At 54.6% G+C, this 25,766-nt stretch carries 24 protein-coding genes; 14 read left to right on the forward strand and 10 right to left on the reverse strand.

Features of this window, described 5'->3' with window-relative positions; translation table 11 throughout:
* Window positions 1-27: 27 nt before the first annotated feature.
* Both ACYVHX_RS23655 and ACYVHX_RS23660 read right to left on the reverse strand, forming a co-directional pair.
* Window positions 28-891 (reverse strand): GNAT family N-acetyltransferase, encoded by an 864-nt coding sequence (locus tag ACYVHX_RS23655; protein WP_460674171.1) that lies wholly within the window; start codon window positions 889-891, stop codon window positions 28-30.
* A gap of 229 nt (window positions 892-1,120) precedes the next feature.
* Entirely contained in the window at window positions 1,121-2,290 is a 1,170-nt protein-coding gene (locus tag ACYVHX_RS23660) for a S8 family serine peptidase (RefSeq protein WP_460674172.1), read from the reverse strand.
* Window positions 2,291-2,488: 198 nt separating this feature from the next.
* On the opposite strand from ACYVHX_RS23660, the gene ACYVHX_RS23665 reads away from it, so the two are divergent.
* The 7 genes from ACYVHX_RS23665 (at window position 2,489) to yiaA (ending at window position 11,095) form a co-directional block, all read left to right on the forward strand.
* On the forward strand, window positions 2,489-3,562 hold the full coding sequence (locus tag ACYVHX_RS23665; protein WP_460674173.1) for a plastocyanin/azurin family copper-binding protein: 1,074 nt from the start codon (window positions 2,489-2,491) through the stop codon (window positions 3,560-3,562).
* Window positions 3,562-5,094, forward strand: a complete 1,533-nt coding sequence (locus tag ACYVHX_RS23670; RefSeq protein ID WP_460674174.1) for a PQQ-dependent sugar dehydrogenase — start codon at window positions 3,562-3,564, stop codon at window positions 5,092-5,094. Before ACYVHX_RS23665 ends, ACYVHX_RS23670 begins: the two co-directional genes overlap by 1 nt.
* A gap of 144 nt (window positions 5,095-5,238) precedes the next feature.
* Window positions 5,239-8,064 carry a leucine--tRNA ligase gene (leuS, locus tag ACYVHX_RS23675; protein WP_460674175.1) on the forward strand — a complete coding sequence of 942 codons (2,826 nt, stop codon included), beginning with the start codon at window positions 5,239-5,241 and terminating at the stop codon, window positions 8,062-8,064.
* Window positions 8,065-8,090: 26 nt separating this feature from the next.
* Window positions 8,091-8,888 carry an exodeoxyribonuclease III gene (locus tag ACYVHX_RS23680; protein WP_460674176.1) on the forward strand — a complete coding sequence of 266 codons (798 nt, stop codon included), beginning with the start codon at window positions 8,091-8,093 and terminating at the stop codon, window positions 8,886-8,888.
* Window positions 8,885-9,553, forward strand: a complete 669-nt coding sequence (gene pnuC / locus ACYVHX_RS23685; protein ID WP_460674177.1) for a nicotinamide riboside transporter PnuC — start codon at window positions 8,885-8,887, stop codon at window positions 9,551-9,553. The genes ACYVHX_RS23680 and pnuC overlap by 4 nt, the downstream gene beginning before the upstream one ends.
* On the forward strand, window positions 9,550-10,518 hold the full coding sequence (locus ACYVHX_RS23690) for an AAA family ATPase (protein WP_460674178.1): 969 nt from the start codon (window positions 9,550-9,552) through the stop codon (window positions 10,516-10,518). The genes pnuC and ACYVHX_RS23690 overlap by 4 nt, the downstream gene beginning before the upstream one ends.
* Window positions 10,519-10,696: 178 nt before the next feature.
* Complete coding sequence (gene yiaA, locus ACYVHX_RS23695) at window positions 10,697-11,095, forward strand: inner membrane protein YiaA (RefSeq protein WP_460674179.1); 399 nt, start codon at window positions 10,697-10,699, stop codon at window positions 11,093-11,095.
* Window positions 11,096-11,133: 38 nt separating this feature from the next.
* Here yiaA and ACYVHX_RS23700 read toward each other — a convergent pair whose 3' ends face one another.
* The 3 genes from ACYVHX_RS23700 to parS are packed head-to-tail and all read right to left on the reverse strand — an operon-like array spanning window position 11,134 to window position 12,645.
* The gene (locus tag ACYVHX_RS23700; protein WP_460674180.1) at window positions 11,134-11,748 is read right to left on the reverse strand and encodes a 3'-5' exonuclease; all 615 of its coding nucleotides are present in this window, start codon (window positions 11,746-11,748) and stop codon (window positions 11,134-11,136) included.
* A 7-nt stretch (window positions 11,749-11,755) separates the two neighbouring features.
* A complete protein-coding gene (locus tag ACYVHX_RS23705) occupies window positions 11,756-12,205 on the reverse strand; it encodes an RES family NAD+ phosphorylase (protein ID WP_460674181.1) in 450 nt (149 codons plus the stop codon).
* On the reverse strand, window positions 12,205-12,645 hold the full coding sequence (gene parS, locus ACYVHX_RS23710; RefSeq protein ID WP_460674182.1) for a type II RES/Xre toxin-antitoxin system antitoxin: 441 nt from the start codon (window positions 12,643-12,645) through the stop codon (window positions 12,205-12,207). Before parS ends, ACYVHX_RS23705 begins: the two co-directional genes overlap by 1 nt.
* A gap of 155 nt (window positions 12,646-12,800) precedes the next feature.
* Between parS and fumC the strand changes: the two genes are divergently transcribed.
* Together fumC and ACYVHX_RS23720 are read left to right on the forward strand one after the other, a co-directional pair.
* Window positions 12,801-14,204 (forward strand): class II fumarate hydratase, encoded by a 1,404-nt coding sequence (gene fumC / locus ACYVHX_RS23715; protein ID WP_460674183.1) that lies wholly within the window; start codon window positions 12,801-12,803, stop codon window positions 14,202-14,204.
* A gap of 76 nt (window positions 14,205-14,280) precedes the next feature.
* Entirely contained in the window at window positions 14,281-15,147 is an 867-nt protein-coding gene (locus tag ACYVHX_RS23720; protein WP_460674184.1) for a glycerophosphodiester phosphodiesterase family protein, read from the forward strand.
* 77 nt (window positions 15,148-15,224) lie between these two features.
* Here ACYVHX_RS23720 and ACYVHX_RS23725 read toward each other — a convergent pair whose 3' ends face one another.
* The 3 genes from ACYVHX_RS23725 to ACYVHX_RS23735 all read right to left on the reverse strand — a co-directional run bounded on the left by ACYVHX_RS23725 (window position 15,225) and on the right by ACYVHX_RS23735 (window position 18,605).
* Window positions 15,225-16,820, reverse strand: a complete 1,596-nt coding sequence (locus ACYVHX_RS23725; protein ID WP_460674185.1) for a GNAT family N-acetyltransferase — start codon at window positions 16,818-16,820, stop codon at window positions 15,225-15,227.
* A gap of 77 nt (window positions 16,821-16,897) precedes the next feature.
* Complete coding sequence (locus ACYVHX_RS23730) at window positions 16,898-17,929, reverse strand: threonine aldolase family protein (RefSeq protein WP_460674186.1); 1,032 nt, start codon at window positions 17,927-17,929, stop codon at window positions 16,898-16,900.
* Between the two features lie 124 nt (window positions 17,930-18,053).
* Complete coding sequence (locus ACYVHX_RS23735; RefSeq protein WP_460674187.1) at window positions 18,054-18,605, reverse strand: hypothetical protein; 552 nt, start codon at window positions 18,603-18,605, stop codon at window positions 18,054-18,056.
* A gap of 225 nt (window positions 18,606-18,830) precedes the next feature.
* On the opposite strand from ACYVHX_RS23735, the gene ACYVHX_RS23740 reads away from it, so the two are divergent.
* On the forward strand, window positions 18,831-19,733 hold the full coding sequence (locus ACYVHX_RS23740; RefSeq protein WP_460674188.1) for a sterol desaturase family protein: 903 nt from the start codon (window positions 18,831-18,833) through the stop codon (window positions 19,731-19,733).
* Here the strand turns inward: ACYVHX_RS23740 and ACYVHX_RS23745 are convergent.
* Complete coding sequence (locus ACYVHX_RS23745) at window positions 19,730-20,038, reverse strand: GNAT family N-acetyltransferase (protein ID WP_460674189.1); 309 nt, start codon at window positions 20,036-20,038, stop codon at window positions 19,730-19,732. The two genes, ACYVHX_RS23740 and ACYVHX_RS23745, sit on opposite strands and share 4 nt — an antisense overlap.
* A 177-nt stretch (window positions 20,039-20,215) precedes the next feature.
* Here ACYVHX_RS23745 and ACYVHX_RS23750 point away from each other — a divergent pair, with 177 nt between their 5' ends.
* The 4 genes from ACYVHX_RS23750 (at window position 20,216) to ACYVHX_RS23765 (ending at window position 25,027) form a co-directional block, all read left to right on the forward strand.
* On the forward strand, window positions 20,216-20,707 hold the full coding sequence (locus ACYVHX_RS23750; protein WP_460674190.1) for a (2Fe-2S)-binding protein: 492 nt from the start codon (window positions 20,216-20,218) through the stop codon (window positions 20,705-20,707).
* Between the two features lie 108 nt (window positions 20,708-20,815).
* The gene (locus ACYVHX_RS23755; RefSeq protein WP_460674191.1) at window positions 20,816-23,014 is read left to right on the forward strand and encodes a xanthine dehydrogenase family protein molybdopterin-binding subunit; all 2,199 of its coding nucleotides are present in this window, start codon (window positions 20,816-20,818) and stop codon (window positions 23,012-23,014) included.
* 173 nt (window positions 23,015-23,187) lie between these two features.
* Entirely contained in the window at window positions 23,188-23,904 is a 717-nt protein-coding gene (locus tag ACYVHX_RS23760; RefSeq protein ID WP_460674192.1) for a membrane or secreted protein, read from the forward strand.
* 37 nt (window positions 23,905-23,941) lie between these two features.
* The gene (locus ACYVHX_RS23765) at window positions 23,942-25,027 is read left to right on the forward strand and encodes a dipeptidase (protein WP_460674193.1); all 1,086 of its coding nucleotides are present in this window, start codon (window positions 23,942-23,944) and stop codon (window positions 25,025-25,027) included.
* Between the two features lie 38 nt (window positions 25,028-25,065).
* On the opposite strand, the gene ACYVHX_RS23770 is transcribed toward ACYVHX_RS23765, so the two are convergent.
* Window positions 25,066-25,632 carry a DUF4126 domain-containing protein gene (locus ACYVHX_RS23770; protein WP_460674194.1) on the reverse strand — a complete coding sequence of 189 codons (567 nt, stop codon included), beginning with the start codon at window positions 25,630-25,632 and terminating at the stop codon, window positions 25,066-25,068.
* Window positions 25,633-25,766 lie beyond the last annotated feature (134 nt).

Below are 25,766 nucleotides of genomic sequence, written 5' to 3' on the forward strand. Positions count from 1 at the left end.
CTGATGCCCTCTGATTACCCCTGTGCATCAAAGCGTCTGCCGGAAATAATCCTGGCCCATCTGAATCGCAAAACCGGCTTTTTGGTACAGATGCAGGGCCGCTTCGTTGGTGGAATCGACCTCAATCATGATGCTTTTGGCCCGCGAATCTTTTTGGAGCGATGCCAGTGTTTGAAGCAGAATACCTTTCCCAATGCCTTTACCCTGGTAAGCCGGGCTCACGCCCAATCCAATAATCCAGGCGTTGGTTTGTTCAAAATTCACGGCGACCATGCCAATGGCCTGGCCGTCGATCAGGACGGCATACTGGGTCAAATGGGGCGTGTTAATGGTGGTTTGGAGAATCTGGCGGGCTTCTTCGACGGTACCACCGAAAATGGCCTGGCTTAATTCGGTCAGCGGTTCCAGCTCGGCCAGCGTAGCTTCAAGGAGCTGGATGGGTTGGGCCGCAGCCGGGATGGTCAGGGGGGCGGTTTGCCAGGTTAGTTGATACTCGGTATTGGAGTAGGTCGCGCCCAGGTGGCGCACAAACGCCTGACCAGCTTCGGAAGCTCGTTCGGTGATGAGCAGCATATGCTGGTAATCATACGACCGGGCCGCTTCGGCGGCCACGTCGAGCAGGGCCGAAAAACACCCTTTGCGCCGGGCTTTCGGTAGCGTATACCCCCCAAACTCGACCTGGCTGATGGTGGGCGCAAAAGCCGACAAAAGGCAGATCAGTACCCCGTCCTGGTACAACAGAAACCAGTTCGGCATCGACTGGAAATAATTCATGGACTTGTCCCAGTGGATGGTCCCGTTTAAACCGTCTTCCGATTTGCAGATCACTTCGAGGGCCTGGGCCGCCAGGTATTGTTCCTGCGTCAATTCGGTCAGCGAGAGAATTTTCATGCCGCAAACATACTCGTATTACAACAGAAAAACCGGGCTTTCGACCGGCTTTTCTGTTCGAATCCATCCGGTTTTAATGTACGGTTTAACCAGCCGTCGGCGGGTTCGGCCAGCCCGGGCTGGAGTCGCTGGATGAGGCTAATAAAACCGGGTCGGTGTTGGGGACACGACGAACGCCCGGATGCCACCGCTTTTTGTTCCCGGGTTACGCCGAACGGATTTTTAACGGCTATTCGCCGGCAATGGGGTCGGGTTTACCGTCCGGGTCGTTGGTAACAAAACCATTGGTCGGAATGTCCCGCCCGCGAATCAGCAGTAAACCGGCAACGTGTGGAGACGCCATCGACGTGCCGGACAAAGTGGCGTAGCGGCCATTCAGATAGGTGGACGTAATGCGCACTCCGTAGGCGCAGACATCCACCGTTGGGCCGTAATTGGAAAACGACGCAAACTTGCCGGATTGATCCATGGCCGAAACCGTAAAGACGTTGGCGTGGTTGATGTTGGCCGGGGCGTATTTCTCGGCCGACTCGCCCTCGTTTCCGGCGGCAATGGCAAACAGAATCCCTTTGTTGGCAGCCTGGGTAATCGCCCGTTCGAGCGTCGTCGACGTGCCTTCGCCACCAATGCTGATGTTGACCACATCCCCGGCTTTCCCGTTCTGGTAAACGTGCGAAACCGCCTGCACCAGCGTCGATAATTTACCTTCGCCTTCATCGTCGAGCACCCGCAGGCCCACCAGGGTGGCGCCCGACGCAACGCCGGTTACGCCAATCGTATTATTGATGGCACCGATGATGCCCGCGATGTGGGTGCCGTGGCCATTTTCGTCGTCAACGGTTTTGCCGGTTATGAACGATTTGCTGCGGTTGGCATCAACGTTCAGGTCGGGGTGGTCGAGGTCAAGGCCGGTATCCAGAATCCAGGCGGTTTTGTCGGTATTCAAATCACCCCGCCCGTAGCTGGTTTGCTTCACATTCCAGGTCAGCGTCGAGGTGACGGCCACATCGACGCAATTGCACAGCGAAATAATCCGGTCGGGTTCCACCAGTTCGACGCTGGGATCGGCTTTCAACTGCTCGGCTTCGGTGGCGCTGACGTGGGCCAGAAAACCGGTTTTTTCACCCGAGAACAACACCTGCGCGCTCCGGTCGTTCAGGCCGTGGCGGCTCAGGAGCTGCTGCACCGCCGAAGCCACCCGGGCGTTGGGAATCACCGGCAGATCGTCGGCCGGTTTGTAGGTGACAAGGTAGGAATTGGCAATAACCTGACCGTTGTTGACGGAGGATTTCACCAGGCAATCACCCGCAGGGCCAATGTCCTGATCAGACTGACAACCAATGAGAAAAGAAAAAGCTACGGCGTGAAAAGCCAACGTTGATAAATACGCTAAGCGCATGAATTCAGAGTAAGAAAGCTTAATAAATTTACGTAGCGCCAGGACAGAGAATTCGTGTAGTTACACTTAAAAACTATTAGTATAACGACCAAAAAACTAAAAAAATTGCATAACCTGACCAACGGATTGATTTTCAATAACTGTGCCGAACTAGTAGAAAAAACCGTTATTTTGCTTTTTTGGAAATACGAAATCCGCATGAAAAAATTAGTAGTCGCTGGCTTGCTCATGGCCTTTTGGGGCCTGGTAACTCCGGCGTCCTTTGCGCAGGATACCACCCTGACCATCCGGGCCGTTGAGGGCTTGAAGTTCGATGTACCCCGCTTTGTGGTGCGTCCCGGCACCCGGATCAACCTGACGCTGGACAATTACGACGACATGGCGCATAATCTGGTGGTGACGCTGCCCAATTCCCGCTTACGGGTGGTCAATACGTCGCTGGCGCTGGGCGATCAGGCCGTGAAGCTCAATTACGTACCCCGAACCCCGGACGTGGTGGCCCATACGCCGGTGGTTGAACCCGGCAAATCCGAAAAGATCAGTTTTGTGCTCGATGAACAGGGGGTTTATTCGTACGTCTGTACGTACCCCGGACACGGTTTTGTGATGTACGGCGTCATTTACGTCACCAAACGCCCGGCCAGCGTTCCGGCGCTGGACAAAGACCCGAACGTGGCCGCCAACCGCAAGGACGACATGACGGGTCACGGTCACCACAAGGCCGATCATCCCTACGACCTCAAGTATCCGGCAATTTACCGAACGTTCATGCCCGATTCCGGCCCCGCGTCGATTGCGGTGGGTCTGACGTCCAGGCAGGCCTATTGCTGGGATGCGGGGGCGTGTCGGCTGCGGTATGCCTGGACGGGCGGTTTTATCGACCAGAGCGATCATTGGGACGGCAACGGCAAGAAACCGACACACGTCATCGGTGACGTTTATTTCCGCGATCAGGGCGGTTTTCCGATTCGGCTCGGCACGGCCAGTCACCTGCCCGATGTCAAATTCAAAGGCTACCGGCTGATTAACCGCTACCCGGAGTTTCGGTATCTGGTCAATGGCATTGAAGTGCGGGAAATGATCAAACCGTTGCCGACGGGTCGCGGATTGGTCCGACAATTTACGCTCGGCACCATTTCCGGACCGGTGTATTTCGTCTGCAAATCCGGCGATGGCGTGAAATACCGGCCATCGGTGGGCAAAATTCAGGACGGCATGGTGCGTTTGCCGGTGGGAACCAGGAGTTTTACGATTACGATGATTGCCGAATAATGAAAGATAAAATCAAGAGCCTGAATCGCCTGAAAACCGGTCTGACGGCGTTTGCCGTCGTGAGTTTACTGCATCTGACTGGCTGGGCAAAACCGCTGTTTCCCGCCGACACGATCACGGATTATTACGAGGTTGAGACCATACAGATGCCCAAAGGCCTGACGGCCGAAACCGACGGGCTGGCCGTGATGCCCGACGGCCGGATTGTAGCCGGTTTTCACCGGGGCGAGATTATGATCTATAATCCCAAAACGAAAGCCTGGAAACTGTTTGCCGAGGGGATTCACGATCCGCTGGGCATCATGGCCGTCAGCAACAGCGAAATTCTGGTAATGCAGCGGCCCGAACTGACCCGCGTGAAAGACACCAACGGCGACGGTGTGGCCGATTTATACGAAACCGTAACGGATGATTTTGGCCTGTCGGGCAACTACCACGAGTTTGCGTTTGGCCCCGTAAAAGACAAGAAAGGGAACCTCTACATTGCCCTGAATTGCGCGTCGAACGGGGCCGGAATTTTTCCGGAAGTGCGCGGCAAACTCGACACCCTGGGCCGACCCGGCCGGATGTATTCCGCCGTGCCGTACCGCGGCTGGATCATGAAGCTGACCCCCGACGGCAAGCTGCACCCGTTTGCCAGCGGTTTTCGCTCCCCCAACAGCATTGGTTTTGATGCCAGCGGAAATCTGTACGCGGCTGATAACCAGGGCGACTGGCTCGGCACGAGCAAGCTGTATCAGGTGCAGGAGGGCAAACACTACGGTCACCCGGCGAGCCTGTTGTGGAAAGACGGTTTTCCGCACATCACGCCCATCAAGTTGCCGGTGAAAGTGCTCGATAGTCTGCGGACGGTCGAGAGCGTGGCGTTTCCGCACAGCCGGATTGCCAACTCGCCCACACAACCGGTGCTCGACGAAACCGGTGGGAAATTCGGGCCGTTTGCCGGAAAAATGCTGATCGGCGAAATGGACCACCCGTACCTGATCCGGCTCATGCTCGAAACCGTTGACGGACAGATTCAGGGGGCCTGCGCGCCGTTTCTGGCCGGTGCGGGCTTGCGCAAAGGCAACAACCGGCTGGCGTTTGCGCCCGACGGCAGCCTGTGGCTCGGTCAGACCGATCACGGCTGGGCGGGCGATGAGGGCATTCAGCACGTCCGCTGGAAAGGAAAAGTTCCGCTCGAACTGGCCGACATGAAACTGACGCCGACCGGTTTTGCCCTGACGTTTACCCGGCCCCTCGACGCGGCAACCGCGAAGCAAGTCGCTAATTTTCAGTTCAAACGCTATTATTACGAATACCACGAAGCCTACGGTTCCAAGCAATTCGATCTGCAACCCGTGGCCGTGACGAACGCTGAACTCTCGCCCGATGGTAAAACCGTCACCCTGAAACTGGCCGAACTGAAAGCCGGCTACATCTACGAACTCGAACTCGGTAAACTTCGCTCCACCACCCAGCAGAACCTGCAAAACCGGCTGGTTTGTTACACCCTCAACCGGCTTCAGCGAAATACGCAGGCGAATCCGTAAGAAAATCTCTACTTTTGCAGTGAAGAGAAAGAGTTATATCGCAGCGTAAGCGGAGTTGAAAAGAGTTAAGTGGAGCCTCTGTTTAACTATGCTCTTCTCGGCTTAACCCGGCGATACAACTTTCTACAAAACGCATATTCTTTTATGTCCGAATACAACCACAAGAAGATTGAAGAAAGCTGGCGGGCGTTCTGGGAAAAGAACCATACCTATCGCACCACGAACGACGCTGCCAAACCGAAATTCTACATCCTCGACATGTTTCCGTATCCGTCGGGGGCCGGGTTGCACGTCGGACACCCGCTGGGCTACATCGCTTCCGATATTGTTACCCGCTACAAACGGCTGAAAGGCTTCAACGTGCTGCACCCGATGGGTTTCGACTCGTTCGGGCTGCCCGCCGAGCAGTATGCCATCCAGACCGGCCAGCACCCGGCCCTAACGACCGAACAGAACATTGCCCGCTACATCGAGCAATTAAAAAATATGGGTTTCAGCTACGACTGGGACCGCGAAGTTCGCACCTCCGACCCCACCTTTTACAAGTGGACGCAGTGGATTTTCGGGGAGTTGTTCCGCAGTTGGTACAACAAAAAAACCGACCGGGCCGAACCCATCGAAACATTGATCGCCAAATTCGAAGCCAACGGCACGGGCGGAGTTCAGGCCGTGGCCGACGAGGATGTCACGAGCTTCACCGCCGACGACTGGAAGGCCAAACCGGAACGCGAGCAGTACGAAATCACCCTGAAATACCGCCTGACCTACGTAGCCGACGCGGTGGTGAACTGGTGCGCGGCTTTGGGAACGGTTTTGGCCAACGACGAAGTAAAGGACGGCGTGTCGGAGCGGGGCGGTTTTCCGGTCGAGCAGAAATTGATGCGGCAGTGGATGATGCGCATCACGGCCTACGCCGACCGGTTGCTGACGGGGCTGGATTCCGTCGATTGGTCGGAGTCACTGAAGGAACAGCAGCGCAACTGGATCGGGAAATCGACGGGAGCGGAGGTGAGTTTTCAGATCGAACACCGGGTCGAACGCATTAAGGTTTTCACCACGCGGCTGGATACCATTTTTGGCGTGTCGTTCATGGTGCTGGCGCCGGAGCACGAGCTGGTGGCTGAACTGACCACGCTGGAGCAGAAACCCGCCGTGGATGCGTACGTAACGGCGGCCAAAATGCGCTCCGAGCGCGACCGGATGGCCGATGCCAAAACCGTATCGGGGGTGTTTACGGGCAGCTACTGCATCAATCCGTTCGATGGCGCGCGCGTGCCGATTTTTCTGGCGGATTACGTGCTGGCGGGCTACGGAACCGGGGCCGTGATGGCTGTTCCGTCGGGTGACCAGCGCGACTGGGCGTTTGCCAAACACTTCGACTTGCCGATCATTTCGATTCTGGACGCCCAGAAAGAAATTGACAAACAGGCCGATAACACCAAAGAAGGCCGTTACATCAACTCCGGAATGGTCAACGGACTGACTTACCAGGAAGCTTTGCCGGTTTTGGTCCAGTTTCTGGAAGAACACGGCATCGGCAAAGCCAAAATCAATTACCGGATGCGCGACGCGGTTTTCAGTCGCCAGCGGTACTGGGGCGAACCTGTGCCGGTTTATTTCAAAGACGGGATGCCGTACTTGCTGGAGGAATCCGAACTGCCGCTGGAGTTGCCCGCCGTTGACAAATACCTCCCGACCGAAACCGGTGAGCCGCCCCTGGCGCGCGCCGAGGACTGGAAATACCAGGAACACTATGAGTATGAGCTGAGTACGATGCCCGGCTGGGCGGGTTCAAGCTGGTACTGGTACCGTTACATGGACCCGCAGAACGGGCAGACGTTTGCCGATAAAGCCGCCATCGACTACTGGCGCAGTGTGGATTTGTACGTCGGTGGTTCGGAACACGCGACAGGGCACCTGCTCTACAGCCGGTTCTGGAACAAGTTCATGAAAGACCGGGGCTTTGTGCCGGAGGAAGAGCCGTTTAAGAAACTGGTCAATCAGGGCATGATTCTGGGCCGGTCGAATTTTGTGTACCGGGTGAAAGATTCGGTGGGCGAGGGGAAAACGCCGGTTTTTGTGTCGAACGGACTGAAAAATCAGTACGACGTAACGCCTTTGCACGTTGACGTAAACATTGTCGAAAACGACGCGCTGGACGTGGAAACGTTCCGGAAAACGCGCCCGGACTATGCCGAAAATGCGGAATTCGTCCTGGAAGACGGCGGCCCGTCGCACGGCAGGTACCTCTGCGGGGTTGAGATCGAGAAAATGTCGAAATCGAAATTCAACGTCGTCAATCCTGATACGATTGTGGAACGGTACGGTGCCGATACCCTGCGCTTGTACGAAATGTTCCTGGGGCCGCTCACCGACGCCAAACCGTGGAATACCAACGGCATCGATGGGGTGTACCGGTTTTTAAAGAAATTCTGGCGTCTGTTCTACGAAGAACCGACTGAAAACCGCCCCGGCCGCTGGCTGGTGACCGACGAAAAACCGACGCCCGCCGAGTTGAAAGTGCTGCACAAAACCATCCGGAAAGTGGCGGAAGACATCGAAAACCTGTCGTTCAACACCTCGGTGAGTGCATTCATGGTCTGCGTCAACGAACTGTCGGGCCTGAAATGCAACAAAAAGGCGGTTTTGCAGGATTTGGTCGTCATTCTGGCGCCGTTTGCGCCCCACATCACGGAAGAACTCTGGGCGGCCTTGGGCAACGAAGCCGGTACGCTGAGCTACGCCGAATTTCCGGTTTTCAACGCGGCCTATCTGGTGGAAGATACCATCGAATACCCGGTGCAGATTAACGGTAAAGTCCGCACGACGCTGGCGTTCCCGGCGGATGCGGCCCCGAAAGAGATTGAAAACGAAATTCTGGCGAATGAGGTGGTGCAGAAGTGGCTGGAAGGAAAAACGCCGAAGAAAGTGGTCGTGGTGCCGAAACGGATCGTGAACGTGGTGATTTAAGGTATTGCCCAAAATCCTGAAACCGTATGACTTCTCCCGATGTAAAAACCGGCGAAACCATTAAAATTCTGACCTACAACCTCAACGGCATCCGGTCGGCGCTGAGCAAGGGATTGACCGGCTGGCTGGCGCAGAATGCGTTCGATATCCTTTGTTTTCAGGAAGTTAAGGCCACGCACGATGTGGTGGATTTGCTGCCGTTCGAAGCCTTAGGCTATAAATACCATTGGCACGCGGCCGAGAAGAAAGGGTATAGCGGAGTCGCCACATTTTCCAGATTTCCGCCCGATCAGGTGGTGATGGGCTGCGGCATTCCGGCCTACGACTGCGAGGGCCGGATTCTGCGCACCGACTTTGGCGACCTAACCCTGCTGAATTGCTACTTCCCGTCGGGCACCACCGGCGAAGTGCGGCAAAGCGTGAAAATGCAGTTTCTGGCGGACTTTTTCGGGTATGTTCAGGAGCTGCGCAAAACCCGTCCGAACGTCATTGTCGTGGGCGATTACAACATTGCCCACACGGCCATCGACATTCACGATCCGGTGCGGAACAAAAATTCGACCGGTTTTTTGCCGGAAGAGCGGGAGTGGATGACCCAATGGTTCGACAGCGGTTTTGTCGATTCGTTTCGCTACAAAAATCCGGGCCAGATTGCCTACAGCTGGTGGAGCTACCGGGCGGGCGCACGGGCCAACAACAAAGGCTGGCGGATCGATTACATTTCCGTGAGCGAGCCTTACAAAAACCGGCTGATTGCCGCCGGACACGAACCCCAGGCCGTTCACTCCGACCACGGACCGGTTTGGGCGGAATTTGCGCGATGAAGGAATTATTTGACATCAACAGCATCGTTTTTACCGTGCTGGGGTATCCGATGAGTTACCTCGAATTTTTCGGAACGGTAACGGGAGCGGTGGCAACCTGGCTGTCGGCGCGGGCGCATATCGTGAGCTGGCCCGTCGGTATGGTGAGCGTCGCCCTGTTTTTTTTTCTCTTTTACCAGATTCAGCTGTATCCCGACATGTTTTTGCAGGTGTTCTTTTTCATCACCAACCTGCTGGGCTGGTGGGAGTGGACGCACCCCAAGACCGGCGAAGCAGACCGGCGGAGTGAACTAAAAATTACGCCTTTGTCAACCAGAAACTTTGCGATGCTGCTTGGCGCGGGCGCTCTGGCCACGGTCGTGCTGGGAACCATTGCCGGGAATTTGCACGAATGGTTTCCGCTTTTGTTCAACCAGCCGAGCGCCTTTCCGTATCTCGACTCGTTTACGTCCGTCATGAGCATTGTGGCCACGTTCATGCTCATTCGCAAAAAACTCGAATGCTGGTACGTCTGGTTGCTGGTCGATCTGATCAGCACCTATATGTATTTCACGAAAGGCGTCAAAGTGCTGGGTATCGAATACGGTTTTTACTGCCTCATCGCGTTTTTCGGGGCCTGGCACTGGACCCGCGAATACCGGAGTTACCCCACCGCTGCCGTATGAAAAAAGGGCTGATTTTCGGGAAGTTCATGCCGGTTCATCGGGGACACATCGCCCTGATTGAATTTGCTGCGGCCCGCTGCCATCACCTGATCGTTTCGCTGAATTGTACCCTCAACGACCCGATTGATCCGGAACAGCGGATGGCGTGGTTGCGGGCGTTGTTCGGTCACCGGCCTGAAATTGAGGTGGTTATGGTGAAGGACGATTTTTCGGATGATAGCCTGCCCCTGGGGGAAGCCACGCGGCTGTGGAGCGACTTTATCAGGCAGCGGTTTCCGGACATCGACGGTTTTTTCTGTTCGGAACCGTACGGCGAACCTCTGGCGCAGCACCTCGGGCTGCCCTGCGTGTGGTTCGATCGGGCGCGGAAACAGGTGCCGGTTTCGGCGACGCAAATCCGTCAGCATCCCGCCCGGTACTGGGGTTTTATTCCCGACGTGGTCCGGCCGTACTTTGTAAAGAAAATCTGTCTGTTCGGGCCCGAGAGTGTGGGGAAAACCACGCTGGCTGAGCAACTGGCCGCGCATTACCAGACGGTTTTTGTCCACGAGGTCGCCCGCGATCTGATCACCTCCAATGACTTGGCCCCCGACGATTACATCCGGATCGGTCACGCCCAGACGCAGGCGGTTTTGGCCGCTACCCAAAAAGCAAACAAATTCCTGATCTGTGATACCGATCTGATTACGACGGAATTGTATGCCGACCACTATTTGCAGGAGGTGCCGCCGGTTTTGTACGAACTCGAAAAACAGGTCATCTACGACCGGTATTTTCTGCTGAACATCGACGTGCCCTGGATTTCCGACGGCCTGCGCGATCTGGGGCATCGGCGCGAAGAGATTTACCAGCGTTTCAAAACCGCCCTCGACGAACGGGGGATTGCCTACACCGACGTGTCGGGTACCTGGGAACAACGCTGGGCAACGGTGACGGCCGAAATTGACCACCTTTTGAACCACTAAGGCGCCAGTGAGTATCACCCAAAAACCGGTCTACGAAACCGGTTTTTGTATTTTCTGAATTACCTGTTGTGCTTCGAAAACCGCTTGCTGTTCCCTTAAAACCGCCAGCCAGCAAGTATCATGTGGGCCAGCGCCATTCGGCCGGTAGCTTTGTAATCGGATTACAACAACTACTAACATGAATCAGAAACCATCAGCGGCCTTCGTGGGCGCTTCCTGGATTGCCCTGGGTGCGGGCATGGTTGGCTATTTAATCGGACTCTGGCGCTCCGAGATGCAGCTGAACGAAAAAGGATTTTATTTTACCGTTCTGATGTTTGGCCTTTTCTCGGTGGTGTCGCTGCAAAAAAGCGTCAGGGACCGGCTGGAAGGCTTTCCGGTCACGGATATTTACTACGGATTGTCCTGGTTTTCGGTGCTGCTCTCCATTTCCCTGCTGACGATCGGTCTCTGGAATGCCACCCTTTTGCCGAGCGAAAAAGGATTCTACGCCTTTGCCTTTCTGCTGGGATTGTTCGGCGCCATTGCCGTCCAGAAAAACACCCGGGACAATCAGGATTTTGCCCGTAAACCGTAAGAACCGGTTTCGGCCGTACCCGGTTTTCAGGGTGCCGGCTAGCCGACTTTCAGTGAGTCGGCCAGTTTAAACACTTCCTTTAAACACTGCGCCGTTAAAACCGCATCTTCCAGCGCATTGTGGTGTTCGGATTCGCGTTCGAAGCCAAAATGGCCGGCAATATCCTTTAGACTCAGCCGCTGCGGAACCGGTTTTCCGTTCTTTTTCAGGATTCGGAACGAGAAATAACTCAACGTGTGCAGGTCGATCAGGGTGCGTGAATACGGCCATTTGAGCTTTTCCAGGCGGTAGGCTTCTTTCAGGAAGTTAATGTCGTTAATCACGCTTTGGCCGCAGATGATCACATCGCGCAGGTACGGGGTGTTGTCCGAAGTGGTCTGGGTTTTCCGGATATTCAGCTTTTCCATGATCCAGTTCTCAAGTTCCGGCAGCACATCGTACATCATCGGCGCATCTTCCAGGTCGGCCAGCGAGAGGTTGTGGATTTTCTCGGACGAACTCGAAAAAGCGTCTTCATTTTCGGGATAGACATTCGTCAAATACCGGCCCCGTTCAATCCAGTGATCGTCGAACAGCACGGCACCCACCTGAATAATTTCGTTCCAGTCCGGTTCCGGGCCGGTCATTTCAAGGTCGAGAACAAGAAAAGGCATAGCGGTTTTATTTTAATCGGCGGTCAAAAAAGATTGGTTCAATACTGACAATTTTCAAGGTTTTGTGCGCGGGATGCGACGGATTGAGAAGGTAATTAGATTCAACGCGAGTGTGGGCTGAAGGCACACGCATTATCCAAAATTGGCCTTCGGTAAGCCAGCGTTCTGTAATGTCCGCTAATTCTTCTTTATACGGGATGCTATCCCAGGACGGTGGCAAATCGTCCAGCTGAATCTGCAAGGTTGGGGCAGTATCAGGAATTTTAACAGTCACCAAACTCATATTTACAGGCAGTATTTCTGAATTGGCCAACATCTCAATCATTGCCAGGGAGACATGTTCGGCAAAATAGAGTAGTAACGTTCCTTCACGATGCCATCTCCCCGAACTATAAAGTCCACCAGTTCCGCTGAAGTCGTTGGCGTAAACTGTTTTTGCAATTCTGTACAGGTTCATTATAAATAAATACCGTGCAAAATCGCATGAAGAACGTTTAAAACCTGCTTGCGGCCAATCATTGAATCTAATAAATCAATCGGTCTCTGGGTTTGGAGTGATCGGATTTTCGAATTTATCCAATACTCAAAGTCTTGTTTATTTTCAAAAACTTCCATGCCTTTCGCGTAAATTTCGGATAACGCAATTGCTTTTTCGGCTTCATCTTTACTCAGTTTAGCCTTGTTTCGAATGCGACGCTGATACGTGCTTTCGGAAATGGCAAGAATATGGCTCATTGTTTTATTGGAGAAGCCCATGTTCTTTTGAAGAAACGCAATCGATTCGATCGGTAATCCCTCTTGGGAAACCGCTAATAAATCAAATTCATGTCTGACCGGGTGATTAATTAAGGCTTCACCACCCAACGCGGAAACTATTTTTCGAAGCGGAACAGTCATGTTATTTGATTGTTTGTCTGCTGTCATTTGATAACATTCGGACAAATATAGAAATTCCATACGGATCTATTAGCTTCTGTCCTACCTTTGCCGCCGGAAGCGCCGGTTAAACCCGCCGGCCACGTTGTCATCAGTCTAACTCTTTCGTCTTCATAATGGAATACCGTATTGAAAAAGACACGATGGGTCAGGTGCAGGTACCGGCCGATGTGTATTGGGGCGCACAAACCCAGCGTTCGATTGAAAACTTTAAAATTGCGCAAGACATCAATAAAATGCCCCGCGAGATTGTCCGGGCGTTCGCGTACCTGAAAAAAGCCGCGGCCCTGACCAACCTCGACGCGGGCGTGCTGCCCCAGGAAAAAAGCGACCTGATCGGGCGGGTTTGCGACGAAATTCTGGAGGGTAAGCTCGACGATCAGTTTCCGCTGGTGGTGTGGCAAACCGGCTCCGGCACGCAGTCGAACATGAACGTCAACGAGGTGGTCGCCTACCGCGGACACGTTCTGCAGGGCGGCCAACTGGCCGACGAAAAGAAAGCCCTGCACCCCAACGATGACGTGAACAAATCACAATCGTCGAACGACACCTTCCCGACGGCCATGCACATTGCAGCCTACAAAATTCTGATGGAAGTGACCATTCCGGGAATCGAGAAACTGCGCGACACGCTGGATGCGAAGGCGAAAGAGTTCAAGAACGTGGTAAAAATCGGCCGGACGCACTTCATGGACGCTACGCCGTTGACGGTGGGGCAGGAGTTTTCGGGCTACGTTTCGCAGCTGAACCACGGGCTAAAGGCGATCAACAACACGCTGGCGCACCTGAGCGAGCTGGCCCTGGGCGGAACCGCCGTGGGAACGGGCATCAACACGCCCCCGGATTATTCCGAAAACGTCGCCAGACACATCGCTGACCTGACGGGTCTGCCGTTTATTACCGCCGAAAATAAATTCGAAGCCCTGGCCGCCCACGACGCCATTGTGGAAGCGCACGGTGCGTTGAAAACCGTAGCCGCCAGCCTGATGAAAATCGGGAACGACATCCGGATGCTGTCGTCGGGACCGCGCGCGGGCATTGGCGAGCTGTTCATTCCCGATAACGAACCGGGTTCGTCGATCATGCCGGGCAAGGTGAACCCCACGCAGTGCGAAGCCATGACGATGGTGGCCGCGCAGGTGATGGGCAACGATGTGGCAATCAACTTCGGCGGGGCCCTGGGCCACTTCGAACTGAACGTGTTCAAACCGGTGATGATCTACAACTTCCTGCATTCGGCGCGGCTGATTGGTGATGTGTGCGTGTCGTTCAACGACAAATGCGCCGAAGGCATCCGCCCGATTGAAGAAAACATTACGAAACACGTCAACAACTCGCTGATGCTGGTGACGGCGCTGAACACCAAAATCGGCTACTACAAAGCCGCCGAAATCGCCCAGACCGCGCACCGCGAAGGAAGTACCCTGAAAGCCACCGCCGTTAAGCTCGGCTACCTCACCGAAGAGGAGTTCGATCAGTGGGTAAAACCGGAAGGCATGGTGGGCGAAATCAACGTCTGAAGGATTTAGTAGTCTGTATAGCAGCCCAGTACGGTTTTGAAAAACCTTATTGGGCTGCTTCATTACACTTCACAACATGAAACGCATTTTACTTTTTGCGCTAACCGTTAGCCTGCTGGCTGGTTGCGCGCCCAAAACCGTCATCAACACTTACCGCGTTCCGGCGGGCGGGTTGTCGACCTTCCTCCACTATACGCCTGGCCGAACGCCGATGGTCAGCGCGCACCGGGGCGGGGGCGACCTCAAGGGCTATCCCGAAAACTGCATCGAATCGTTTGCGTATCTGGCGGAACGGCTGCCCGTTGTCATCGAATGCGACATCGACCTGACCCGCGACAGTGTATTGGTGATGATGCACGACCAGACCCTCGACCGCACCACGACCGGCACCGGCAAACTCATCGAGAAAACGTACGAAGAAATTGGTCAATACCGACTGGAAGATAATTTCGGCAACGTCACGAAGTTCACTATTCCGACGCTGGAGCAAGTGCTCCGCTGGGGCAAAGACAAGGTGGTGTATACGCTGGACGTGAAGAAAAACGTGCCGTTTGCCAAAGTGGTCGAGATGGTACGACGGACGGGCGCGGCCGATTATTCGGTCATTATTACCTACAATGCCACCCAGGCCGCCGAAGTCTACCGGCTCGACCCCAACCTAATGCTGTCGGTAACGATTCTGAAAGTAGAGGATTACCAGCGCCTGCACGACCTTGGCATCCCCGACCGAAACATGATCGCGTTCGTCGGGATTAAAGAACCGAGTCCGGAATTATACCGGTTTTTGCACCAAAAAGGCATTTCATGCATCCTGGGAACGCTCGGAAATCTGGACAAGCAAGCCGTCGCCAAAGGAGACCAGGTGTATAAAACGTTTGCCAAAAACGGCGCGGACATGATGTCCACCGACCGGCCCGTTGAAGTGTATCAGGCCGTGAAATAAACCCGTTAAAGCCGAAGCTGACTCCACAAAAAAACCGTAGCTTTCAACGGCTACGGTTTTTTTGTGGGCCAAAACCGTTATTCCACCACAATGACCGGCGGCAAGGTTTTCTGTTCTTCCTCGTTCGAAAGTTCCTTTTTCTTCTCCGGTTTGGTCCGGGCCGAACGCTTCACCGTTATATCGTAAAGATCCGTCCGGCGGTCTTTCAGAATCTGAACCGACCCCTGTTCGTGCAACTCCGTCAGCAGTGACAAATCCAGGTCGGTCAGCAGCACCATTTCGGTGTTGGGTGTCGATTCGGCTTTGATGGCGTTGTTGGGAAACTGGAAATCCGAGGGGGTAAAAACCGCCGACTGGGCGTAATGAATGTCCATGTTGGCCACGCGCGGCAGGTTGCCGACGCAGCCCGAAATCGCCACGTAGCACTCGTTTTCGATGGCGCGGGCCATGGCGCAGTGCCGTACGCGGGTGTACCCGTTCTGCGTGTCGGTCAGGAACGGCACAAACAGAATCTGCATTCCCTGATCGGCCAGAATCCGGCTTAGTTCCGGAAATTCAACGTCGTAACAGATCAGCAGCCCAATCTTGCCGCAGTCGGTATCGAACGCCCGGATTTCGTTGCCGCCCACCATGCCGTAATGCCGGACCTCGTTGGGCGTAATGTGAATTTTCCGGTATTCTTCGAACGAACCGTCGCGACGGCAGAGGTAGGCCACGTTATACAGTTTGCCATCATCCATCAGGGGCATACTGCCCCCCACAATATTCACATTATAGGAAATCGCCAATTCGGACAGCCGTTGCCGAACTTCATGCGTCACGTCGGCCAGCTTCCGGATTGCCACCGGACCGGGCAGATCGTTGTAGTCGGCCATCAGGGGCGTATTGAAAAATTCCGGGAGCACCAGAAAGTCCGCTTTGTAATCACTCACGGCGTCGGCGAAATACTCAACCTGTTCGAGCAGGGCCTGAAGGTTCGGAAACAGCCGCATTTGCCACTGCACCACGCCGAGCCGGATGATGGAGTTGGTATGCGGTTTTTTCTTTTTTTCGTCGACGTAATAAATGTTGTTCCATTCCAGCAGCGTCGCGTATTCGAGCGATTCGCTGTCACCGGGCAGGTAGCCGCGCAGGACTTTCTTGACGTGAAAATCATTGGAAAGCTGGAACGTCAGCGTCGGGTCGTAAATTTCCTTCTGCTTCACCTTGCCGATGTATTCGCGGGGCGACATCTCACCGGCGTATTTGATGTAGTTCGGAATCCGTCCCCCGGCCATAATTCCCTTTAAATTCAGCGATTCGCAAAGCTCCTTACGGGCATCGTACAGCCGCCGACCCAGCCGCAAATCGCGGTATTCGGGGTGCACAAACAGTTCAATTCCGTACAGCCAGTTGCCTTTCGGGGTGTGCGTGTCGAAGGTGTAACTGCCGGTTATTTCTTCGTACGTGTGATTGTCGCCAAAATCGCTGTATTTCACCCGGATCGCCAGCGAGCAGGCCACCACCTTGCCGTCAACTTCCACGCAGAACTGCCCCTCCGGAAAGATTTTCAGCAGCTTGTCAATTAAGTTCTTTTCCCAATAATCTCCGCCAATGCCGCTGTAAACCTCCAGCATGGCTTCTTTCAAATCCGCGTAATCGGATTTTTGTAACGTTCTGGTTTGAATGTGCATAATGTAAGCGTATTGGGTTGGTTTGCGGAGTTTACAGAGTTACGCAGAGAGGTAATGAGTAAACAGGAAAACTCTGCTTAAGTCCGTGAAACAACCCCTTCTTTAATTTTCTGTTCTAGACTCGAAAGCTGTTCGTCCGTAAAATCCAGGTGCGTGACAAACCGGACCAGGTGCTTGCCGAAAGTCACCCCCAGGATGTCCCGCTCGGCCAATAAAGCAACATAATCGGTGGCTAAGATGTTCTGGTTCAGTTGAAAAATAACGATGTTGGTGTCAACCGGAAAAACCGCTTCTACCTCCGGCAGGCGGGCGATTAACTGGCCGATTTTCCGGGCCCGGGCGTGGTCGAGTTTCAGGCGGTTGACGTGGTGATCGAGCGCGTACAGTCCGGCTGCCGCCAGATAACCGGCCTGCCGCCAGCCACCGCCCATCAGTTTCCGGAAGCGACGCGCCTGTTTGATGAAATCCGCCTTACCAACCAGCAGCGACCCCACCGGACAGCCCAGTCCTTTGGACAGGCAGAGGCTGATGGAGTCAAACAAGTGGCCGTAGGATTCCGGACTTTCCCCGGTTTCGACCAGCGCATTGAACAGGCGGGCGCCGTCGAGGTGCAGCCGCAAACCGTGTTCGTCGCAAACCTGGCGAATGGCCGCAATTTCGGGAACCGTGTAATAACAGCCGCCCCCCTTGTTGACGGTATTTTCAAGGCAAACCAGGCGGGTGACGGGTTTGTGCAGGTCGTCGGGCTGAATGTGTTCGCGAACGAGTTCGGGCGTCAGTTTGCCGCGTTTGCCCTGCACCAGACTCACCGACGCCAGCGCATTGACCGCAATGCCCCCGCCTTCGTAGAGGTAAACGTGCGACAGCTGGTCGCAGATTACATCGTCGCCGGGGCGGGTGTGGGTCCGGATGGCCAGTTGATTGGTCATCGTGCCGGACGGGCAGAACAGGGCGGCTTCCATCCCGAACAACCGGGCGGTTTGTTCTTCCAGCGCTTTTACAGTCGGGTCATCGCCCAGCACATCGTCGCCGACTTCGGCGGTGAACATGGCTTCCAGCATCGCCGGAGTGGGTTTCGTAACCGTATCGCTTCGTAAGTCAATTCGCATAAAATCCGTTGAAGAAATAAAAAGACACAAAGGTCGCAAAGAAAACAAAAAAGCCGTCCCCTAAAAAGAAGACGGCTTTCTAAACAGTAACAACAAATACTACTCTACTCTCACTGAATCTTGCCTAAAAGTTTTTGGAAATGCCAAAACCCGCCCCACTACCCAGATTAACACTGAAGTTGGTGGTGTTTCCCGAAGCGCCATTCGCTTTCTGGGAGAGAAAACTCAATCCACCAAAACTGAGGTTCAGGGCAAATCCATTTTTTATAATAACACCAATTGCGGGGAAGAAAGTGCCCCGGTACCCCGTGGTTTTAAAATCACCGGTTTTTCCGGTTAATACGTCGGCATTAAACTGGCCGAAAAGGACGAAAAGTGCCGAAAGCGGATGGGTATATCGGACAAACGGACCGAGCCCGAAAGCCGAAGATTTGGTTTCGGTTCCCAACGCTTTTGCGGTCCAGGTTTGGGTTGAAAACGACAGCCCGGCGGTCCAGGTATCCGTGAACTGATAGCCCACCGCGGGCGACAACGAAAAGGTGCTGGCTTGGGACCCGCTGGCTAGTTTTTCAGACGTGGCGCCGACGGAACCGTACACCAAAACCGTGTTTTTCTGGGCCCAGACGCCAGCCACCGTGAAGGCTAACACCAGCAAACTCATCAGCACTCTTTTCATTTTTGTGACTGGTTGGTAAAAATCGGTTTCGGGACTTTACCTTGAGACGCTGGAGATTTTAAAAGTTACTTTTTTCGGGAAAAATCGGGTTAAACGGCAGCAAAAGAACAGGTACGGGCAATTCTGAGGTTGACCGACAACTCACTTTTTGGTCCTGATTAAGCGCCTTCTTTTGGCTACATGACGGCAGAAAACTGTACCTTTGGTACTGTCATCCCCCGTCGCATGAGTAACCTGATTCATTATGCCATACCGGCCTTTGTCGTTCTGTTGCTGACGGAAGTCATCGTGACGGCCGTGCACCAGCGGGATTACTACGAAACCCGGGATACAATGAGCAGTCTGGCGATGGGCATTGGCAGCGTCATTGTCGGGTTGGTTGGCAAACTGCTCATGCTGGGCGCCTACGCTCTGGTGTATGAATACCGGTTTTTTACCGTCGATATGCGTCAGTGGTGGGCCTGGCTGCTGCTGTTTGTCGCCGACGACTTCAGTTATTACTGGTTTCACCGGATCAGTCACAGCAGCCGGTATTTCTGGGCTTCGCACGTGGTGCATCATTCTTCCATGAAATACAACCTGGGCACGGCCTTGCGGCAAACCTGGACGGGCAATCTGAGTGGAGCGTTTCTGTTCTGGATCTGGCTGCCGCTACTCGGTTTTCATCCGGCGGCCATTCTGACCATGCAGTCGATCAGCCTGTTGTATCAGTTCTGGATTCACACCGAATACATCAACCGGATGCCGGTTTTCATCGAAGCGGTTTTTAATACGCCTTCGCACCACCGCGTTCACCACGGGTCCGATTTGAAATACCTGGATAAAAACCACGCCGGGGTACTGATCATCTGGGACCGGCTGTTCGGGACGTTTCAGAAGGAAGAAGAACGGCCCACGTATGGGCTGACCCAAAATATTGACACGCACAATCCGATCCGGATTGCTTTTCACGAGTGGGTGGCTATGGGCCGGGATGTGACGAAAGCCGGTAGCATCAAGAATGCCGCCAAATACCTGTTTGGGCCGCCCGGCTGGAGCCATGATGGTTCCCGAAAGACAACCCGCCAACTGCGCGGAGTTGCTTCCGAACCGAAAAAACCGGCTGACGTGGCCAGCGATCCGGTTTAGTTTTTCACGCGGTAGTCCGGGCTGATCAGGTGATTGTATTCGGGATGCCGCTTGAGGTAGGCGGCTACAAAAGCGCAGAAGGGGATAATTTTCAGGTTATTCCGCTCAATGTATTCCAGCATTCCCCGGATCAGAAACGGTCCCACGCTGCTCCCTTCCTGCCTGGCCTGAACTTCCGTATGGGTCAAAACCAACGTCTTGTCGTCCAGCGGCATATAGGCGACAAACGAAAGCTTTCCTTCCATTTCGAGTTCGAAACGGTTTTCGGCCCGGTTGATGTTGACTGCCCTTTCCTGAGTTTTCATGTGAAGGAATTTTTGGGTTCTGTACGTGGTAACTGCCGGGAAGGTAATATGTTATTTTCTGGAGGTATTTTGTGAGGAAAATCATACCGTTTGTCGAATATTAGCCCCAACGGCCCGTACGGGCTTGTCAAACTTCCCGGTTTTTGTGAACTTCAACCCCACAAATTCCCGCTACCTATGGCTTCAGTGACCTTAACGATCAACGGAAAAAAGCAGACCATCGATGCCGATCCGGAAATGCCCCTGCTCTGGGCCATCCGCGACGTGGTGGGCCTGAAAGGAACAAAATTTGGCTGTGGCATGGCCCAGTGCGGAGCCTGCACCGTCCACCTCAACGGAACTCCCATCCGGTCGTGCTCCGTGCCGGTTTCGGCCGTTGCCAATAAGAAGATCACCACCATTGAAGGCATCGGCACCCCCGCTAAGCTACACCCCGTGCAGCAGGCCTGGATTGATGAGCAGGTGCCCCAATGCGGGTATTGCCAGTCCGGCCAGATCATGTCGGCCGTTGCCCTGCTGAAAGAAAAACCGCACCCGACGGATGCCGACATCGACGCGGCCATGAGCGGGAACCTCTGCCGCTGCGGAACCTACGCCCGCATCCGGAAAGCCATTCACGCGGCCGCACAACTGGGCAAAGAACCCGTTTCGAGCGGAGGAAGGGAGTAAACTTTCCTGTAAAATAGCGACTGTAAAAGGCTAAACGGAAAAGGGCGCGTGGTCGAGTTCACTTTTCCATTTACTATTCATCATTTATTATTTGAAATTCAACAACTGATGAAACCACTGGGTTCTTCCATAAACCGCCGTTTATTTTTAAAGGCCGACGGGCTGACCGGGACCGGTTTTTTGCTGGGCTTTACCGGACAGGCTGCGTCGTTTAAAGTCATTAATCCCGTCGCCGAAGCGCCGAATGCCTTGCTGGCGTTTGAACTGAATCCGTTTATCATCATCGACAACGCGGGCGGCATTACGCTGATCAACCACCGCCCCGACATGGGGCAGGGCTCCTGGCAGGCCGTTCCGACGATGATTGCGGAAGAGCTGGAAGTGTCGCTTGACCAGATCACCATCAAACAGTCAAACGGTTTGCGCAAATACGGCAGTCAGTTGTCGGGCGGCAGCAGCACCGTCCGCACGGGCTGGAAACGGCTTCGGCAAGTCGGGGCCGCTGCCCGCCAGATGTTCGTGACGGCCGCTGCGAACCGCTGGCAGGTACCGGTTGAGGAATGTTACGCGGAAAACGGCACGATTAAGCACAAACCGTCCGGCAGGAGTCTGACCTACGGCGAACTGGCGGACGATGCCTCGAAGTTGCCGGTTCCGGAAAAAGTGACCCTAAAGGCCAAGAAGGATTTTAAACTAATCGGTAAACCGCTGCAACGCTCGGATATTCCGGCGAAGGTGACCGGGCAGGCGGTTTTCGGAATGGACATCAGTGTGCCCGGAATGCTCTACGCCAGCATCGAACACTGCCCGGTTTTGCACGGCAAAGTGGTGTCGATCGACGATGCGCAAGCAAAGAAAATACCGGGTGTAAAGGCGGTTTTGAAAACCGAACGACCCATGCCGCACCGCAGCTCGGAAGCCGTGGCCGTTTTGGCGACCAGCTACTGGGCGGCTTTGCAGGGACGCCGGGCGCTCAAGGTAAACTGGGACAAGGCGGGTTACGATCAGTCGATGACAACCCGATCGTATTTCGACGAATTGCGCGAGAAAAGCAAACAGGACGCCATTCCGTACTACACGACCGGCGACTTCAAAACCGCCTTTGCTGCCGCGCCCAAAAAACTCGAAGGTTTGTACGAAACGCCGTTTCTGGCCCACGCCCCGATGGAGCCGGTGGTGGCCGTCGCACACGTAAAAAATGACGGCAGTTGCGAGATCTGGGCGCCCGTGCAGGGTCCCGACGGCGCCATTCAGGACGTGTCGAAATATTTGAAAATACCGGCGGAAAAAGTGGCGGTGAACGTGCCGTTTCTGGGGGGCGCGTTTGGCCGGAAAGCGTACCTGGATTTTGTGCTCGAAGCCGTCAACCTTTCCCAGCAGGCCAATGCGCCCGTCAAACTGATCTGGACCCGGGAAGACGATATTACGCAGGGACCCTACCGTCCGGGCATGCTGAGTGCCATGCGCGGAGCCGTTGACGATCAGGGTAATGTGGTGGCTTTTGAGCATAAATTTATCGGCGAATCCATTCAGCGTCAGGTTTTTAAAGCCAGTCTGGACGGCAAGGCCGACGATTGGGCGAAGGAAGGAATTGGCAAGGAGGAAAGCCCGTATGCCTTTCCGAACGCGATGGTTGGCAACATCAACGTCAAAACCGACATTCCGATTGTCTGGTGGCGCTCGGTCTATCCGTCGAGCGGAAGTTTTGGGCACGAAAGTTTCGTGGATGAACTGGCCCACGCGGCCGGAAAAGATCCGCTGGCGCTGCGACTGGAGTTGCTCGAAAAAGCCGGTGAAGATGCCGTCGCGAAGCGGTTTATCCACGTCCTGAATCTGTTGCGCGAAAAATCGGATTGGAACAAACCGTTGCCCGCCGGACAGGACCGGGGCCTGGCCATTGCCCGGTCGTTTGCGAGCCAGTGCGCCCATGCGGTTTTTGTGGAGAAAACCGGAAAAGGCGTCAAGATCAGGAAGGTCGTAACGGTGCTGGATTGCGGCATGTACGTGAATCCGGATAACGTGCGGGCGCAGACCGAAGGCAACATCGTGTACGGTCTGACGGCGGCCATTAAAGACGGCATTACATTCACCAACGGCCAGGCCGACCAGTCGAATTTTCACAATTTCCGGCACCTGCGCATCGACGAAATGCCGGAAGTAGAGATTCATATCGTTGAGAATGAGGAAGAACCGGGGGGCGTTGGCGAGCCCGGTTTGCCGCCTATTGCCCCGGCGCTGTGCAACGCCATTTTTGCGGCCACCGGCAAGCGCATCCGGACGCTGCCGGTGGATTTAACGCAGGTGTAAATTCGCAGTCGGCAACCCGTATTTTTGCCATTACCCCGGTGGAGTTTCTGTTTACGGAAAATTCCACCGGGCTCTTTTTTAGCTTTCCGTTTACCCGCTGGAGTTTTGGCATTCGTGCGCACAATTTGTCATTTTTGCCGTACCTTACGCGATCTATACATCCTAACCTCGCCATGAAACTAAAAACCGTATTTTCGCTTTTGCTGGCGGCTAGTCTTCTGACGGCTTCCCGCCAGTCGGCTCCCTCGCTCGCCGGTGCCTGGCGGCTGGTCGAAAGTGGTGGCCCGTCGGTGGTGTTCATTCTTTCGGATGGGTACATGATGAGCACGTATTACGAACCCAATAAATACCTGCAAACACAGGGGGGAACGTATCAAACAGATGGCAAACAACTGAAAATCAACCTGGAATTTAACTCAGAAGACAGCACAGTGGTCGGTACGACCCATACGCTGACAATTGATTCGTTCAAAGACAACCGGCTGGTGGTCACCGGTTCGGATGGCACGGACACTTACGAACGCTTCGATCAGCCCTCGACGCAAACGCCCCTGGCCGGGCTCTGGCGAATTACCGGTCGGTTGGGTGAAAATGGCCAGGTGAATGCCATGCAGCGGGGCGCCCGGAAAACCCTTAAGTTGTTGACCGGCACCCGGTTTCAATGGGCGGCCATCAACCCGGAAACCAAACAGTTTTCGGGAACGGGCGGAGGAACGTACACCTTCAAAGATGGCAAATACACCGAAACCATTGACTTTTTTTCCCGCGACAACAGCCGTGTGGGCCGCTCACTGACTTTTGATGGTGAACTGAAAGGAAACGACTGGCACCACCGGGGCCAGAGTTCCACCGGCGGCAAGGTCAGCGAAGTCTGGAGTCGGGAGAAGTAACGGTATTTTTTAGACCATTTTGCATCGATTTTCTGGTATGTTTTTGATTGACGCCCACCTCGATATTTCGTTAAACGCCATTGAATGGAACCGCGATTACCGGCTTTCGGCCCACGAAATTCGGCAGCAGGAAGCGGATATGACCGATAAGATCGACCGGGCGCGGGGTACAGTTTCATTGCCCGATCTGCGTCGGGGCGAAATCGGGCTGGTGGTGGCCACGCAGATCGCCCGGTTCAACCAGAGTAACGGCAATTTGCCCGGCGCAGGCTGGAACTCCCCCCACCAGGCCTGGGCGATGACGCAGGCGCAGCGGGCCTGGTATGAGGCCATGGAGGATGCGGGCGAGATGATTCAGATTCGCGACCGGCAAAGCCTGGACCGCCACGTGGCCCTCTGGCTGGATAAAACCGTACCGAATGAGCAAAAACCGGTGGGTTACATCCTGAGTCTGGAGGGCGCGGATTCGCTGGTCAATCTTTCGTATCTGGAAAAAGCGTATGCGTACGGGTTACGCGCCTTAGGACCAGCCCATTACAGCACCGGACGGTATGCGCCCGGTACGGGTTTGAGCGGTCCCTTAACACCGTTAGGTCGTGAGCTGGTGCTGGAAATGGACCGGCTTGGCATCGTTCTGGATGTGACGCACCTGACCGACGAAGGCTTTTCGGAAGCCCTTTCCCTCTACAAAGGACCGGTTTGGGCAAGTCACCACAACTGCCGGGCGCTGGCCCCGCACCAGCGTCAGCTTTCCGATGATCAGATCCGGCAACTGGCCGAACGGGGCGCGGTCATTGGCGGCTGTTTCGATGCCTGGATGATGAAACCCGGTTTTACGCAGCGGACGAGCAATCCGGCCGATTTCGGAATTTCACTCGTCACCATCATCGATCATTACGACCACATCTGCCAGCTAACCGGCAGCAGCCGCCACATTGCAATCGGCAGTGATTTGGACGGCACCTACGGAACGGAACAGTCACCTACCGACCTCGATACCATTGCCGATTTGCAGAAGCTAAACGGCTTGCTGGCAAACCGGGGGTATTCTTCGGACGATATCGAGAATATCTTCTATAAAAACTGGTTGCGGTTTTTGCAAACCGCCTGGGGCAGTAATTAATGAACAATGAATGCGCTGCCGCACGTGGTTCATTGTATTTACAACGGTCGGGGTTGCCGTTTGCGGGTGACCATCAACCGGATAAAAAAACCGATTATCAGCAGCACCAGAAAAGCCGCAATCAGGGGAAGCAGGACGGCCAGAAGCGATAACCCGAAGGAGGCAATGTTTTCGGCACTGGCGACGACCGGGTTGCCCAAGCCGCCGGTGGTTGCGGTTGAGCCAATGCGCATAAGGGTGGTTCCGGCCTGAATCAAACTGGCGGTGCCTCCGCCCGCAATGAGTCCGAGCCCCCATTTGAGCATGGGCAGGTCAACATCGACGAACGAAGTGGTCAGGATGGTGCCGGCCACGAAGGCAACGGGCGTGGCGATGGTATCGAAGGCATTATCGAGCCAGGGAATGTAATATGCGCCGATTTCGACAATCGTAGCCGTTGCCAGCACGAAAAGGGCCGTCCAGCTGCTCATCCACTCAAAACCGGGGGTGACGGAAACCCAACCCATCTTTAGCGCCAGACAGGCCACCAGCATAGGGACAAAAATTCGAAAACCGCAACAGGCACTCAGGGCAATTCCAAGACAAAGACTGATGATCCACTCCATGGTTGAGTTAAAAGTTAAAAGTTAAGAATTAAGAGTTTGAAGGAGCGCGCCCGGTTTTTTTAACTCGTAACTCTTCACTCTAAACTCATAACTCAATATTTCTGTTACACCAAAAACCTTCCAACTAACTTGCC

It is taken from the genome of Larkinella ripae (assembly GCF_054780775.1).

Excerpts from the sequence above, each read along its gene's own strand:
- ACYVHX_RS23655 (WP_460674171.1), bottom strand. The coding sequence starts at position 891 with ATGAAAATTCTCTCGCTGACCGAATTGACGCAGGAACAATACCTGGCG.
- ACYVHX_RS23660 (WP_460674172.1), bottom strand. The coding sequence starts at position 2,290 with ATGCGCTTAGCGTATTTATCAACGTTGGCTTTTCACGCCGTAGCTTTT.
- ACYVHX_RS23665 (WP_460674173.1), top strand. The coding sequence starts at position 2,489 with ATGAAAAAATTAGTAGTCGCTGGCTTGCTCATGGCCTTTTGGGGCCTG.
- ACYVHX_RS23670 (WP_460674174.1), top strand. The coding sequence starts at position 3,562 with ATGAAAGATAAAATCAAGAGCCTGAATCGCCTGAAAACCGGTCTGACG.
- leuS (WP_460674175.1), top strand. The coding sequence starts at position 5,239 with ATGTCCGAATACAACCACAAGAAGATTGAAGAAAGCTGGCGGGCGTTC.
- ACYVHX_RS23680 (WP_460674176.1), top strand. The coding sequence starts at position 8,091 with ATGACTTCTCCCGATGTAAAAACCGGCGAAACCATTAAAATTCTGACC.
- pnuC (WP_460674177.1), top strand. The coding sequence starts at position 8,885 with ATGAAGGAATTATTTGACATCAACAGCATCGTTTTTACCGTGCTGGGG.
- ACYVHX_RS23690 (WP_460674178.1), top strand. The coding sequence starts at position 9,550 with ATGAAAAAAGGGCTGATTTTCGGGAAGTTCATGCCGGTTCATCGGGGA.
- yiaA (WP_460674179.1), top strand. The coding sequence starts at position 10,697 with ATGAATCAGAAACCATCAGCGGCCTTCGTGGGCGCTTCCTGGATTGCC.
- ACYVHX_RS23700 (WP_460674180.1), bottom strand. The coding sequence starts at position 11,748 with ATGCCTTTTCTTGTTCTCGACCTTGAAATGACCGGCCCGGAACCGGAC.
- ACYVHX_RS23705 (WP_460674181.1), bottom strand. The coding sequence starts at position 12,205 with ATGAACCTGTACAGAATTGCAAAAACAGTTTACGCCAACGACTTCAGC.
- parS (WP_460674182.1), bottom strand. The coding sequence starts at position 12,645 with ATGACTGTTCCGCTTCGAAAAATAGTTTCCGCGTTGGGTGGTGAAGCC.
- fumC (WP_460674183.1), top strand. The coding sequence starts at position 12,801 with ATGGAATACCGTATTGAAAAAGACACGATGGGTCAGGTGCAGGTACCG.
- ACYVHX_RS23720 (WP_460674184.1), top strand. The coding sequence starts at position 14,281 with ATGAAACGCATTTTACTTTTTGCGCTAACCGTTAGCCTGCTGGCTGGT.
- ACYVHX_RS23725 (WP_460674185.1), bottom strand. The coding sequence starts at position 16,820 with ATGCACATTCAAACCAGAACGTTACAAAAATCCGATTACGCGGATTTG.
- ACYVHX_RS23730 (WP_460674186.1), bottom strand. The coding sequence starts at position 17,929 with ATGCGAATTGACTTACGAAGCGATACGGTTACGAAACCCACTCCGGCG.
- ACYVHX_RS23735 (WP_460674187.1), bottom strand. The coding sequence starts at position 18,605 with ATGAAAAGAGTGCTGATGAGTTTGCTGGTGTTAGCCTTCACGGTGGCT.
- ACYVHX_RS23740 (WP_460674188.1), top strand. The coding sequence starts at position 18,831 with ATGAGTAACCTGATTCATTATGCCATACCGGCCTTTGTCGTTCTGTTG.
- ACYVHX_RS23745 (WP_460674189.1), bottom strand. The coding sequence starts at position 20,038 with ATGAAAACTCAGGAAAGGGCAGTCAACATCAACCGGGCCGAAAACCGT.
- ACYVHX_RS23750 (WP_460674190.1), top strand. The coding sequence starts at position 20,216 with ATGGCTTCAGTGACCTTAACGATCAACGGAAAAAAGCAGACCATCGAT.
- ACYVHX_RS23755 (WP_460674191.1), top strand. The coding sequence starts at position 20,816 with ATGAAACCACTGGGTTCTTCCATAAACCGCCGTTTATTTTTAAAGGCC.
- ACYVHX_RS23760 (WP_460674192.1), top strand. The coding sequence starts at position 23,188 with ATGAAACTAAAAACCGTATTTTCGCTTTTGCTGGCGGCTAGTCTTCTG.
- ACYVHX_RS23765 (WP_460674193.1), top strand. The coding sequence starts at position 23,942 with ATGTTTTTGATTGACGCCCACCTCGATATTTCGTTAAACGCCATTGAA.
- ACYVHX_RS23770 (WP_460674194.1), bottom strand. The coding sequence starts at position 25,632 with ATGGAGTGGATCATCAGTCTTTGTCTTGGAATTGCCCTGAGTGCCTGT.